We start from the raw sequence: 12938 nt of genomic DNA on the forward strand, positions 1-12938 counted from the left end.
GTCCCCAAAATGATGGCGTTAATGGGCTGAAAAGCCTTTTTTCGTCTGCTTCCCGCACAAAAGCAAACGCCCCGAACAAGTCGGGGCGTTTGCTTGATCCGCTAATATTGCGTTTTCACACAGTCTGGAAGGCTGCGATCTTTTGATCTTGATCTTGATCTTCTCGGTGCCGCTGAAGATCAAAAGATCGCAGCCTTCGGCAGCTCCTACAGGGTGATGCATTCCAAATCCAGGAGTTGGCGAAGCCTTAAAGCCCGACATCCCACTCCGGTTCTTCCGGAAACCTCAACACCAGAAAATCAAGCATGCTGCGCAACGCCGCCGGCATGTGTTTGCGTGAGGCATACACCGCGTAGATATTCATCTGCCGGGGCTCGGCCTGGGGCAGCAGGCGGATCAGTTCGCCGCTGTGGATATGCACGCCGGCCTGGTAACTGGGCAGCATCGCCACGCCGGCCCCGGCCATCGTCGCGCGCAACAGCGTGCTGGCTTCGTTGGCGCTGATGTTGCCCTGCACCGGCACCGAGACGGGCTCGCCGTCCTGTTCGAAATGCCAGAGGCTTTTGCCGAAATAGGAGTGGGTCAGACAATTGTGCAGGCTCAGGTCCTCGACCCGTTGCGGCGTCGGGTGTTCGCGCAGGTAAGCGGGGGAGGCGCAGATCACCGAGCGGCAGACCGTCAGGCGCCGGGCGATCAGGTTCGGGTCCAGGTCATTGCTGGTGCGGATGGCCAGATCGATGCGTTCGTCCACCAGGTTCACCGTGCGGTCGAGCATTTGCATGTCGATGCTGACGCCGGGGTAACGTTTGACGTAAGCCGCCATGGCGTCCGCCAGTTGCGCCTGGCCGAACGAGGTGCTGACGCTGATCCGCAGCAGGCCTCGCGGAGCGTCGTCCGGTTCGCTGACGGCGGCTTGCATGTCGGTGGACAAATCGAGCATCTGCCGACAGCGGGGCAGGATCTCGCTGCCGGCGGCGGTCAGGCTCAATTTGCGCGTGGTGCGGTGCATCAGGCGCGCGCCGACCCAATCCTCCAGCTCCGCCAGATAGCGCGAAACCACTGGCCGTGACAGGTCCAGGTGATCGGCGGCGGCCGATTGACTGCCCAGGTCCACCACCGTAACGAACACCCGCATTGCTTGTAGACGATCCATGATTTGCCCGCTTTCAGAAACAAACTATGTTCAAGCATCGCATTTTTTGTATCGAACCAGGCAACTAAGCTCTGTCCCCTGTAGGAGCTGACGAGTGAAACGAGGCTGCGATCTTTTGATCTTGCCTTTAAAAGCAACGTCACAAGATCGCAGCCTCGTTTCACTCATCAGCTCCTACAGAGCCATTGGCCAATCCTGGCCTTCGACAACGGAGCAACAGATGATCGGCTTCACTTCACTCAAACGCATTCTTCTGGCAACCGCCACGCTCGGTTTCGCGGCCCATGCCGCTGCGGCGTCCACCCTGACGCTGGACGTCTACAACCCAGGCACCAACGCGATCTTCCCGGTGACCTCGGTGCTGGTCAGCGGCGAGAAAGAAGCAATTCTGGTGGACGCGCAATTCGGCAAAGCCCAGGCCGAGCAGGTGGTGGAAAAAATCCGCGCCAGCGGCAAGCAACTGACCACCATCTACATCAGCCACGGTGACCCGGATTACTACTTCGGCCTCGACACCGTGACCAAAGCATTCCCGAAAGCCAAGGTGCTGGCCTCGCAACCGACCGTCGATCACATCAAAAAAACCGTCGACGGCAAACTGGCGTTCTGGGGTCCGAAAATGGGCGCCGACGTGCCGAACAAAACCATCGTGCCGCACGTACTCAAGGGCGACAGCCTGATGCTGGAAGGGCAGAAATTGCAGGTGATCGGCCTGGACGGCCAGCAGCCGGATCGCAGCTTTGTGTGGATCCCGTCGATCAAGGCTGTGGTCGGTGGGGTGGTCGTGGCCGAAAACATTCATGTGTGGATGGCCGACACCCAGACCCCGCAATCCCATGCCGATTGGCTGACGACCCTGCATGCGATCGAAACGCTGAAACCGAACACCATCGTGCCGGGTCACTACCTCGGTGAGAGCGCTCGTTCTCTGGCGGCGGTGCAGTTCACCGCCGATTACATCAAGGCTTTCGACGAAGAAACCGCCAAGGCGAAAGACGCCGCCGAGCTGATCGACGCAATGAAAAAACGCTACCCGACCCTGGGCGAAGAAAGCTCGCTGGAGCTGAGCGCCAAAGTCGCCAAGGGCGAGATGAAGTGGTAATCCGCTGAGACTTTGTGGCGAGGGTGTGACGACGCAGAACCTGTAGGAGCGAGGCTTGCCCGCGAAGAATGCACCGCGGTCTTTCAGGTATTACGCGTCATCGTTCTTCGCGGGCAAGCCTCGCTCCTACAGGTTCTGCGTCGTCCCCCCTCACCACATAAAAGCCCTGAGTCACACCTATACAGATTCACCCAAACCAATTGGAGAACGTCATGAGCAAAATCGCAATCATCGGTGCCACCGGTCGTGCCGGTAGCCAACTGTTGGAAGAAGCCCTGCGTCGCGGTCACAGCGTCACTGCCATCGCTCGCGACACCTCGAAAATCGCCCAGCGTGCCGGGGTCGTGAGCGAAAACGTGGACGTGCTCGACGCTGCTGCATTGCAAACCGCCGTGGCCGGGCATGATGCGGTGATCAGCGCGGCGCACTTCTCCACCATCCCCGCCAGCGCGATCATCGAGCCGGTGAAGAAGGCCGGGGTCAAACGTCTGCTGGTGGTGGGCGGTGCCGGTTCGCTGTTGTTGCCGGGTGGTACTCGAGTGATCGACAGTGAAGGTTTTCCGCAGGAGTACAAGGCCGAGGCCAGCGCCGGTGCCGAATTCCTGAATACCTTGCGTCAGGAAAAGGACCTGGACTGGACCTTCCTGTCGCCGTCGGCGGAGTTCGTCGAAGGTGAGCGCACCAGCACGTTTCGAATCGGCAAGGATGACTTGCTGGTAAGTGCAGAGGGCCGCAGCTGGATTACCTTTGCTGACTTCGCGATTGCACTGATCGATGAGGTGGAAGCACCGAAGCATTCGCGGCAGCGGTTTACTGTCGGGTATTGATCCTCGAAACACCGCGCACCTATGTTTGGCGTAGGAGCTGCCGAAGGCTGCGATCTTTTGATCTTTTGATCTATGACTTTCGGCGACTTTGAAGGCGTTAAAGATCAAAAGATCGCAGCCTTCGGCAGCTCCTACAGGGTTTCAGCGACTCTGCGCCTGCTCCACCAGCCACCCCATCAATTCGCGCAATTTCGGCGAAGGCGCCGGTTTCTCGGGGAACACCAGGTAATACGCCAACCCGGTTTTCACCTTCAATTCAAAGGGCATGACCAGCCGCCCGGCACTCAGGTCATCGCCGATCAACGACCAATCGCCAATCGCCACGCCCGTCCCCTGGGACGCCATCGACATCGCCAGGTCCAGGGTTTCGAAATGCTGACCTTTGCCGACATTGCTCAGCCGAATATCCGCGGCCTTCAGCCAGGCGTTCCAGTCCCGTTCATCGCGGGTGGGGTGCAGCAACAAGTGCTGTTGCAGATCGGCCGGAGTCTGCAAAGCCGTCGGCCCTTCAAGCATCGGTCGGGAACACACGGGGGTCAGTTGCTCATCGAACAGATGCCGGGAGGCCAGTGAGCTGTCCGGCGGCGCGCCGTACATCACCGCGGCATCGAACTGCTCGCGATGGAAGTCCACGCCGTGTTTCACCGTGGTGGTCAATTCCACCGGTACATCCGGCCGTTCCCTTTGCCACTGCAACAGGCGTGGCAACAGCCAGCGCATCACGCAGGTCGGTGCTTTCAGTTGCAGGGTTTCGCGCTTCTCGCCGATGTGCTCCACCGCCTCATCGATCAGGCCGAAAATCTGCTGCACCCGTGGCAACCACTCCCGTCCTTCGGCGGTCAGGCTCAAGCCCCGTGCCTGGCGAATGAACAGCTCATAACCCAGATGATCTTCCAGCCCGGCGATCTGCCGGCTCACCGCGCCTTGGGTGATGTGCAGCTGTTCGGCGGCCCGGGTGAAGTTGCAGCACTGCGCGGTGATCAGAAAAGTGTGCAGCGCCGGCAGGGGAGGCAATCGTTTCATTGGGATCCAAGGTATGACGTGAGGACATGGCTAGTATGACTTTTTATCCATTGTTGCGGCTACGTGTCGCCCGTTCCAATGAGGCCATCCCTGGACCTGCCAACCCATCATAAACACTGCGCAGGCCCGGCGTCTCAAACGAACAAAAAGGGCAAAGACATGGCGACGTGCGGCGAAGTATTGGTCAAGTTACTCGAAGGTTACGGGGTCGAGCAGGTGTTCGGCATCCCCGGGGTTCACACCGTGGAACTGTATCGCGGGCTGGCCCGTTCGAGCATCAACCACGTTACGCCGCGTCACGAACAGGGTGCCGGTTTCATGGCTGACGGTTATGCGCGCATCAGCGGCAAACCGGGTGTGTGCTTCATCATCACCGGCCCCGGCATGACCAACATCACCACCGCCATGGGCCAGGCTTACGCCGACTCGATCCCGATGCTGGTGATCTCCAGCGTGCAATCGCGCAGCCAATTGGGCGGCGGGCGCGGCAAGCTGCATGAGCTGCCGAACCAGAGTGCACTGGTCGGCGGCGTGGCGGCGTTCTCCCACACCTTGATGTCGGCGGCTGAATTGCCGGGCGTGTTGGCCCGCGCCTTCGCCCTGTTCCAGGCCGGGCGTCCGCGTCCGGTGCACATCGAAATCCCGTTGGACGTGCTGGTCGAAGAGGCCGATGACTTGCTCGCCAGCGTGCCGGTGCATATCGACCGTGCCGGTGCCTCGCCAAGCGCAATCAGCCGCATGATCGAACTGCTGGCCGGTGCCAAACGCCCATTGATTCTCGCCGGTGGCGGTGCCATCGATGCCGCGGCCGAGCTGACGGAACTGGCCGAACTACTGGATGCGCCCGTGGCCCTGACCATCAATGCCAAGGGCATGCTCGCCTCGAGCCACCCGCTGTTGATCGGTTCAACCCAAAGCCTGGTAGCCACCCGCGCGCTGGTCGCCGAGGCCGACGTGGTACTGGCCATCGGCACCGAACTGGCCGAAACCGATTACGACATCACCTTCGCCGGCGGCTTCGAAATCCCCGGCGTATTGCTGCGCGTGGACATCGACCCCGACCAGACCGTGCGCAATTATCCGCCGCAGGTCGCGTTGGTGGCCGACTCGCGCAACGCCGCTCAGGCCTTGCTGAGTGCGCTGTCCCACAAGTCGCTGGCCGAGCGTCGCAACGATTGGGGCCAGGTGCGTGCTGCACGATTGCGCGATGAATTGGCCGCGTCCTGGGACGTCCCGACACTGGCCCAGACCCGTTTCCTGGAAACCGTTTTGCACGAATTGCCGAACGCGGTGTTCGTCGGCGATTCGACCCAACCGGTGTACACCGGCAACCTCACGTTCAACCCGGAACGACCGCGTCGCTGGTTCAACTCGTCCACCGGTTACGGCACGCTCGGCTATGCGTTGCCAGCGGCGATTGGCGCCTGGCTGGGTGGTCGCGTCGAAGGCGGCACCCGCCCTCCGGTGGTGTGCCTGATCGGCGACGGTGGTCTGCAATTTACCCTGCCGGAACTGGCCAGCGCGGTGGAAGCATGCACCCCGGTGATCGTCCTGTTGTGGAATAACCAGGGCTACGAAGAGATCAAGAAATACATGGTCAACCGCGCCATCGAGCCGGTGGGCGTGGACATCTACACCCCGGATTTCATCGGTGTCGCCAAGGCGCTGGGTTGCGCAGCGGAGGCGGTCAACGGTGTCGAAGCACTGCGCAATGCATTGCGTCTGGCCACCGATCGCCAGGGCCCGACCCTGATTGAAATCGACCAGACTTCGTGGATGAAGGCGGTGTCGAAATGACTTTTCGCATGACGTTCCCAACGGCACTGGACGGCCTGTACATCGATGGTCAATGGTCGGCCGGCGACGAACATCTGCGCGTGATCAACCCGGCGACGGAAGCGCTGCTGACAACCGTTAACGGCGGCGATGAACGCGCGGTCGATCAGGCCGTCACGGCGGCGACCAAGGCTTTCAAGGAATGGTCAAAAACCACGGGCGCCGAACGCGGGGTGATCCTGCGCAGAATCGCCGCTGGCGTGCAGGCCGGTCGTGAACAGCTGATGAAATTGCAGTCGAGCAACAACGGCAAACCGCTGTTCGAAGCGGCCATTGATGTCGACGACGTGATCGCCACCTTCGAGTATTACGCCGAACTGGCCGAAGGCCTGGACGCCAAGCAGGACAGCGCCGTGGCGTTGCCGAGCGACGATTTCAGCGCCCGTTTGCGTCGCGAACCGTGCGGTGTGGTGGGGCTGATCGTGCCGTGGAATTTCCCCATGGTCACCACCGCCTGGAAACTTGCTCCGGCCCTGGCCGCCGGTTGCTGCGTGGTGCTTAAACCGTCTGAAGTGACGCCGCTGCCGGAGCTGGAACTGGCGACAATCATCGCCGAAGCAGGCCTGCCAAGCGGCGTGTTCAACCTGGTCTGCGGCACCGGCCTGGCCGTCGGCGCGCCGTTGTCGGCTGACCCGCGCATCGCCAAAATCTCCTTCACCGGCAGCAATGCGGTGGGTGTGCAGGTCATGCAGCGAGCGGCAGAAACCGTGAAGGGCGTGAGCCTGGAACTGGGCGGTAAATCTTCGCTGCTGGTGCTCGCCGATGCCGACATCGAGCTGGCCGTAGAAGTGGCCTGTGGCGGCGGTTTCTTCAACGCCGGGCAGATGTGTTCCGCCACCAGTCGCGTGCTGGTCGCCGATGAACTGGCGCAAACATTTGTCGCGCGATTGAAGGCGCGCGCCGAAACCATTCGTGTGGCCGACCCGTTCGACCCCAACGTGGAAATGGGCGCACTGGTCAATCAGGCGCAATACCAGCGTGTGCTGGGCCACATCGATCGTGGTTTGAGTGCCGGCGCGAAGTTGATCTGTGGCGGCAATCGCCCGGCGGACTTGCCTCGTGGCTATTTTTTGCAGCCGACCATTTTCATCGACGTGCCCCTCGACAGTGCGCTGTGGTGCGAAGAGATTTTTGGCCCGGTGATCTGCGTGCGCAGTTTTACCTCTGAAGCCGAGGCGATTGCCTTGGCCAACGACAGCCCGTTCGGTCTGGTGGCCAGCGTGGTCACGGGCGACGCCGAAGCGGCTGATCGGGTCGCCAATGCTTTGCAGGCGGGGCTTGTGTGGATCAACGCGCCGCAAGTGATCTTCCCGCAGACCGCCTGGGGTGGCTACAAACAGAGCAGCATCGGCCGCGAATTGGGGCCATGGGGTTTGCAGGCTTTCCAGGAAATCAAACACGTGATTCGGGCCGTCTGAGGGCACGAAAAAAGGCCGCGCATGCCTCGTGATGAGGCATGCGTCAGCGTCATGGCTTCAATGAGTTTTTATCGATAGTCAGGTGTTTTGCACGACCTCAGGATGAAGCTGTCGGCACCGCTCTTGCCCTTTGAAACCGGGGGCTTGAAGCTGATCTGACCGCGCGGATGCAAGGGTTGCGACCCACCTCATACTTAAAAAAACAAAGGGAGTCCTTCATGGGCGAGCACGATCTGAACAGACGTCAATTCATCAAAACCGTGGGCGTAGCTTCGGTTGCAGCGGCGGCCATGAGCATGCCGTTCATCAAGGCCAATGCCAGCGATACACGCTTTCAGGGCAAGACCCTGCGCTTGCTGACCTGGTCCGATGACACCGGCCTTGCGGCACTGCGCAACATCGCCGCGACCTTCGAAGACAAGTACGGCTGCAAGGTCATCGCTGACCGCACCGGCAGCACCTCGGAAATGGTCGCCAAGCTCAAGGCCGGTGGTGATCGTCCGCAGTACGACATCATCACTCTGGCCGGCGTCGGCGCCGAAGGTCTGGCCGCCACCAACCTGTTGGAAAAACCCGATCTGAACCGCATCCCGAACCTGGTGGACGTGCCGGAGAAATACCGCACTGGCGCCAACGGTCACGGTATCGGTTACCTGCTCTGGTGCAACAGCCTGGTCTATAGCACCCGCACCCAGAAAGAAGCACCCGACAGTTACGCATCGCTGTGGGACGCTGAGGCAGCGCCGAATATCTTCCTGCCGCCGCCGAACTGGACCGAGGCCATGGACCTGATCATCATCGCCGCCAAACTGGCCGGTGGTGACGAACACAACATCGAGCCAGGCTTCAAGAAACTCGCCGAGCTGAAAGACCGCGTCGTGACCCTGGGCGAAAACCCGAACCAGATTGCCGAGCTGTTCCGCACCGGTTCTCTGGACATGGGCGGCTTGTACGCGCCGGCGTTTTTCCCGAAACAGATTCGCGACCCGGCCTACGGTCTGGGCGCCACCTTCGGCATGAAGGAAGGCTTCTACACCGACCTGATGCTGTCGGTGATGCCGAAGAATCGCCCGGGCGACACCGACCTGGCCTACGCGTTCATCAACCACTCTCTGGACCCGCTGGTGCAGGGCAAGATGGCCGAAGACATCTACAACGGTCCGGTCAACGCCAAGGCGATCATCTCCGCCGAAGCGCGCAAGAGCCCGTACATCCTCACGCCGGAGCAGATTTCCGAGAAGGCGATCATGCACGACAACGCCTTCCTGGCCACCGTGCATGACCAATGGATTCGTCGTTACACGGAAATCTTTTCTTCCTGATCGAGTGGCGAACACAGGTTCTGAAAACACTGTAGATCCCCTGTGGGAGCGAGCCTGCTCGCGATTGCGGACTGACATTCAACGTCGATGTCGGCTGACAGATCGCTATCGCGAGCAGGCTCGCTCCCACAAGGGGCCGATGTGTCTGGAAATCTTGTGTTTGTCAGCTGCTTTCCATTGACGAGACCCTTGCTATGGAACACCAACCTCTGACCCATCCGGTAAGCGCCGCACCAACGCGCGTCAATCGGGGTGTCTCACCGACGGCGCGTGCGTGGCTTTTTCTTTCGCCGTCGATGCTGTTTCTCGGCGTGCTGATTGCCGCAAGCCTCTTGGTGCTGCGCATGAGCGTCGGCACCAAAGGCGCGGAGTGGACCGGGTTCAGCCTGGCCAGTTACGCCCAATTGCTGGAACCCTATTACCTCAAATCGTTGCTGCTGACATTGCGCCTGGCGCTGATCAGCGCGGTGATTGCGGTGCTGCTGGCGATCCCGGTGGCTTACACCATGTCGCGGCTGACCTCACCGTTTGTACGGCGGATCTTCCTCGCGGCGGTGCTGTTGCCATTGCTGGTCAACCTGCTGCTGCAAAGCTACGGCTGGCTGGTGATTCTCGGTCCCGGCGGGATGCTCAATCAGGCGCTGATGGGCCTGGGCCTGATCAAGCGGCCGATCATGTTGCTGTACAACCAGAACGGCGTGTTGATGGGCCTGGTGCAAACCGCGTTCCCGTTGGCCGTGCTGCCGATCGCCAGCGCCATGCGCGGCGTCGCCCGCACTTACGAAGAAGCCGCCGCCACCCTCGGCGCCAGTCGTTTGCAGGTGTTCCGTCAGGTGGTGTTGCCGATGAGCATGCCGGGGATTATTACCGGCGCGACATTGGTGTTCGCCTACAACGCCAGCAGTTTTGTGGTGCCGCTGCTGCTTGGTGGTCGGCGCGTGCCGATGCTGGCGGTGATGGTGCATGACCAGATCGCTCCGCTGATGAACTGGCCCGCCGCGTCCGCTGCCGGTGTGGTGCTGATCGTTACTACCCTGGCGATCATGACCTTGTCCGAATACATCACCGGCCGTCGTCGGCGCATGCTGGAGGCTTCCCAATGAGCACCCTGATCAAGAAGCGCCATTCACTGTTGCCGGGCGACACCGGCAAATTTGCCGGCATCCTGTCGGGCTTCATTTTGCTGCTGGCGGTGCTGCCGATCCTGACCATGATCGTCATGTCGTTCAGCGGCGCGTCGAACCTCGACTTCCCGCCCGGCAGCTACAGCCTGCAATGGTACAAGGCCGCCTGGCACACCTTCGTGTCACCGGACGCCAGCGACGTGCTGAGCCTCGGCAAAGCCATGAGCACCAGTTTGATGGTGGCCTGCCTGACCATGGTCTTCGCCACGATCATCGCGGTGCCGGCAGCCTATGCCCTGACCCGTTGCGAGTTCCGCGGTAAAGCGGTGGCGCTGCAATTGATGTCGCTGCCACTGGTGTTTCCGATGGTGGTGTTGGGGCTGGCCTTGCTGCTGGTGTTCGACAGCCTGCCGTTCCAGATCACCACTTCACGGCTGGTGATTGCCCACGTGATTCTGGCGCTGCCGTTCGTGGTGAAAAACTGCACCGCAGCGATGCTCTCCATTGGCAGCGAAGTCGAAGAGGCCGCGCAAATGCTCGGCGCTTCACCGCTACGGGCGATTGTCGATGTGGTGGTGCCGCTGATGAAGTCGGGGATTCTGGCGGGCATGCTGCTGGCGTTCATCGTTTCGTTCAACGAATTCACCGTGACCTATTTCCTCTACACCATCGACGTCATGACCGTGCCGATCTGGATGTACAGCCGCACCGTGTCTTCGCTCGACCCTACCGTTTTCTCGTTTGCCGTGCTGATCGTGCTGATCGACTTCGTTCTGATCTGGGCGTTGGAGAAGCTGGTCGGTGAAGGTGGCGTTTCGTTCTGATTCTTGAGGTGCAACATGACTGGTCTGATTCTGGAAAACGTCGAGAAACACTACGGCTCGGCCTGCGCGGTAAAGGATGTGAACCTGCACTTGCCCGAGGGCAAACTGGTGTGTTTTCTCGGCCCGTCGGGCTGCGGCAAAACCACTTTGCTGCGGATGATCGCCGGGCTTGAAACCCTCACCGGCGGCGAGATTCGCCTGGACGGTGAAGACATCGGCCATACGCCGGCGCACCAGCGCAATTTCGGCATGGTGTTTCAATCACTGGCGCTGTTTCCGCACATGACGGTGGGGGAGAACATTGCTTATCCGCTGAAACTGCGCGGGGTCAGCAAGGCTGATCAACAGGCGCGGGTGGTGGAGTTGCTGGAGTTGATTCAGCTGCAGGAAATGATCGATCGCCCGGTGGCGAAACTTTCTGGCGGTCAACGCCAACGCGTGGCGATTGCCCGGGCGATTGCCTCGCGGCCGAAAATTCTGCTGCTCGATGAACCGCTGTCGGCGCTGGACGCCAAGTTGCGTGAGTCGATGCAAGTGGAAATCCGTCAGCTGCAACAGCGTTTGAACATCACCACCATCATGGTCACCCACGACCAGCGCGAAGCCATGACCATGGCCGACATCGTGGTGGTGCTGGGTGAGCATCGGGTGCAGCAGGTGGGCACGCCGATTGAAATCTATCGGCATCCGGCCAATGAATTCGTCGCGGACTTTATTGGTTCGGGGAATATTTTTCCGGCCACGGCGCTGGGCAACGGCAAGGTCAGCTTGCCCGGTGGCGATGCGCTGCAAGTGCCGATCTGCAGCAGCATTGTGGTGGGGGAGAAGGTGAAAATGCTGATTCGCCCGGAAGACCTGCAACTGTCGCAACCCCAAGCCACGGCGGGGAATCGCTTGCTCGGGAAGGTGACGTTTGTGCGGGATATCGGGGCGACGATTGAAACCACCGTCGAGTGTTCCGGGGTGTCGTTTACCGCGTTGAGCACGCCGTGTCAGGGGGTTGGGTTGAGCATTGGCAATCCGGTGTCGGTGACATTGCCGGCTGAGGCGTGCCGAGTACTAAGCGCCTGACTGACTGGCCCCATCGCGAGCAGGCTCGCTCCCACAGGGGCCGGTGTACACCGATCCAATGTGGGAGCGAGCCTGCTCGCGATGAGGCCGGAACATCAAACTCGGCTAAACACTCAACCGCAACCGCGCCAAATCCCGGAGCGGCGGAGCCCCGAACAACCGGCTGTACTCCCGGCTGAATTGCGAAGGGCTTTCATACCCCACCCGATAACCCGCCGCCGAAGCTTCCAGCCCTTCGGCCAGCATCAACCGCCGCGCTTCTTGCAGGCGCAGCTGTTTCTGATATTGCAGCGGACTCATCGCCGTCATCGCTTTGAAACGGTGGTGCAGCGTCGACACGCTCAGGTTCACTTCCCGCGCCAGATCATCGATGCGCAGCGGTTGTTCAAAGTTGCCGTTGAGCCATTTGATCGCCTGGCTGATGCGATGGCTCTGGCTGTTGGCGATAGCAATCTCATACAGCCGATGACCCTGCTGGCTGCGCAACAACCGATACAGAATCTCCCGGCGAATCAGCGGCGCCAGCATGGCGATGTCTTTGGGGGTGTCCAGCAAACGTGCCAGACGCAACACGGCGTCGAGCATTGCCGAGTCGATGCGCTCGACATACAGGCCCCGGCCAGTGGGCCGTGTAGGCACGCCGATGGGGCCGGCGTCGGCAATCAGCGCGGTGATTTCCGCCGGATCAATGTCCAGCCGCACGGCGAGGATCGGTTCCTCGGGCGAGGCATTCACCACCCGCCCGCTCAAGGGCATCGACACCGACACCACCAGGTAATTGAGCGGGTCGTAATTGAAGTACTCATCCGCCAACCGCACTTCCTTGCGCCCTTGGGCCATGATGCACAGGGCCGGTTGGGCCAGCCCCGGGGCGAAATCATGGGATTTGCTGTGACGCGACATGAACAGCGAACCGACGGCGGTGGCGTAGGAGCCATCGTCCTGCGTGTTGCGACGAATGAGGTCGGCCAGTTCCGCGCGCTGTTTTTCCATGTCGGCGGGAAGCGGAGCCTGAAAGTGATCGAGCGACGACATGCAGGGAATCCTCCGTGAAGTGTGGGTAATGGGCTGAGCTTAAATTTGTGCAAGGGACAGCGGTAGACACATCCTGCCAAAAGCTTGCCTGATTCTGCATGGGCTTGGTGTGCTGCCCCGTCATGATGTGACGCAGATGGGCAGCGCCTACACAAAACGCGTGTGACAGTGATGTGACGGGTTTTACCGGGTTGTTACAGGTG

The 12938-nt window shown here is 60.7% G+C and carries 11 protein-coding genes; 8 read left to right on the forward strand and 3 right to left on the reverse strand.

The window, feature by feature from the left end; translation table 11 throughout:
- Positions 1-247: 247 nt before the first annotated feature.
- Positions 248-1153, reverse strand: a complete 906-nt coding sequence (locus KGB14_RS27515) for a LysR family transcriptional regulator (RefSeq protein WP_223490645.1) — start codon at positions 1151-1153, stop codon at positions 248-250.
- Positions 1154-1373: 220 nt separating this feature from the next.
- Here KGB14_RS27515 and KGB14_RS27520 point away from each other — a divergent pair, with 220 nt between their 5' ends.
- Positions 1374-2255: an MBL fold metallo-hydrolase gene (locus KGB14_RS27520; protein ID WP_223490647.1), complete on the forward strand. Its 882-nt coding sequence runs from the start codon at positions 1374-1376 to the stop codon at positions 2253-2255.
- Positions 2256-2467: 212 nt separating this feature from the next.
- The gene (locus tag KGB14_RS27525; protein ID WP_223490649.1) at positions 2468-3082 is read left to right on the forward strand and encodes an NAD(P)-dependent oxidoreductase; all 615 of its coding nucleotides are present in this window, start codon (positions 2468-2470) and stop codon (positions 3080-3082) included.
- Between the two features lie 141 nt (positions 3083-3223).
- On the opposite strand, the gene KGB14_RS27530 is transcribed toward KGB14_RS27525, so the two are convergent.
- On the reverse strand, positions 3224-4105 hold the full coding sequence (locus KGB14_RS27530) for a LysR substrate-binding domain-containing protein (RefSeq protein ID WP_223490651.1): 882 nt from the start codon (positions 4103-4105) through the stop codon (positions 3224-3226).
- A gap of 159 nt (positions 4106-4264) precedes the next feature.
- On the opposite strand from KGB14_RS27530, the gene KGB14_RS27535 reads away from it, so the two are divergent.
- The 6 genes from KGB14_RS27535 to KGB14_RS27560 all read left to right on the forward strand — a co-directional run bounded on the left by KGB14_RS27535 (position 4265) and on the right by KGB14_RS27560 (position 11700).
- Positions 4265-5902: a 5-guanidino-2-oxopentanoate decarboxylase gene (locus KGB14_RS27535; RefSeq protein WP_223490653.1), complete on the forward strand. Its 1638-nt coding sequence runs from the start codon at positions 4265-4267 to the stop codon at positions 5900-5902.
- Positions 5903-5910: 8 nt separating this feature from the next.
- Positions 5911-7359, forward strand: coding sequence for an aldehyde dehydrogenase family protein (locus KGB14_RS27540; RefSeq protein ID WP_223490655.1), 1449 nt, complete (start codon positions 5911-5913; stop codon positions 7357-7359).
- Between the two features lie 218 nt (positions 7360-7577).
- A complete protein-coding gene (locus tag KGB14_RS27545) occupies positions 7578-8681 on the forward strand; it encodes an extracellular solute-binding protein (RefSeq protein ID WP_223490657.1) in 1104 nt (367 codons plus the stop codon).
- A 194-nt stretch (positions 8682-8875) separates the two neighbouring features.
- Positions 8876-9784, forward strand: a complete 909-nt coding sequence (locus tag KGB14_RS27550) for an ABC transporter permease (RefSeq protein WP_223490660.1) — start codon at positions 8876-8878, stop codon at positions 9782-9784.
- Entirely contained in the window at positions 9781-10629 is an 849-nt protein-coding gene (locus tag KGB14_RS27555; protein ID WP_223490662.1) for an ABC transporter permease, read from the forward strand. The genes KGB14_RS27550 and KGB14_RS27555 overlap by 4 nt, the downstream gene beginning before the upstream one ends.
- A 15-nt stretch (positions 10630-10644) precedes the next feature.
- A complete protein-coding gene (locus tag KGB14_RS27560; protein WP_052967300.1) occupies positions 10645-11700 on the forward strand; it encodes an ABC transporter ATP-binding protein in 1056 nt (351 codons plus the stop codon).
- Between the two features lie 105 nt (positions 11701-11805).
- On the opposite strand, the gene KGB14_RS27565 is transcribed toward KGB14_RS27560, so the two are convergent.
- Positions 11806-12735, reverse strand: a complete 930-nt coding sequence (locus KGB14_RS27565; protein WP_223490664.1) for an AraC family transcriptional regulator — start codon at positions 12733-12735, stop codon at positions 11806-11808.
- Between the last annotated feature and the right edge of the window lie 203 nt (positions 12736-12938).

It is taken from the genome of Pseudomonas sp. A-RE-19 (genome assembly GCF_019956555.1).
Classification (GTDB): Bacteria; Pseudomonadota; Gammaproteobacteria; order Pseudomonadales; family Pseudomonadaceae; genus Aquipseudomonas.

Bases quoted from the DNA above. Each gene is read 5' to 3' on its own strand.
- KGB14_RS27515 (WP_223490645.1), bottom strand. From the start codon at position 1,153: ATGGATCGTCTACAAGCAATGCGGGTGTTCGTTACGGTGGTGGACCTG.
- KGB14_RS27520 (WP_223490647.1), top strand. From the start codon at position 1,374: ATGATCGGCTTCACTTCACTCAAACGCATTCTTCTGGCAACCGCCACG.
- KGB14_RS27525 (WP_223490649.1), top strand. From the start codon at position 2,468: ATGAGCAAAATCGCAATCATCGGTGCCACCGGTCGTGCCGGTAGCCAA.
- KGB14_RS27530 (WP_223490651.1), bottom strand. From the start codon at position 4,105: ATGAAACGATTGCCTCCCCTGCCGGCGCTGCACACTTTTCTGATCACC.
- KGB14_RS27535 (WP_223490653.1), top strand. From the start codon at position 4,265: ATGGCGACGTGCGGCGAAGTATTGGTCAAGTTACTCGAAGGTTACGGG.
- KGB14_RS27540 (WP_223490655.1), top strand. From the start codon at position 5,911: ATGACGTTCCCAACGGCACTGGACGGCCTGTACATCGATGGTCAATGG.
- KGB14_RS27545 (WP_223490657.1), top strand. From the start codon at position 7,578: ATGGGCGAGCACGATCTGAACAGACGTCAATTCATCAAAACCGTGGGC.
- KGB14_RS27550 (WP_223490660.1), top strand. From the start codon at position 8,876: ATGGAACACCAACCTCTGACCCATCCGGTAAGCGCCGCACCAACGCGC.
- KGB14_RS27555 (WP_223490662.1), top strand. From the start codon at position 9,781: ATGAGCACCCTGATCAAGAAGCGCCATTCACTGTTGCCGGGCGACACC.
- KGB14_RS27560 (WP_052967300.1), top strand. From the start codon at position 10,645: ATGACTGGTCTGATTCTGGAAAACGTCGAGAAACACTACGGCTCGGCC.
- KGB14_RS27565 (WP_223490664.1), bottom strand. From the start codon at position 12,735: ATGTCGTCGCTCGATCACTTTCAGGCTCCGCTTCCCGCCGACATGGAA.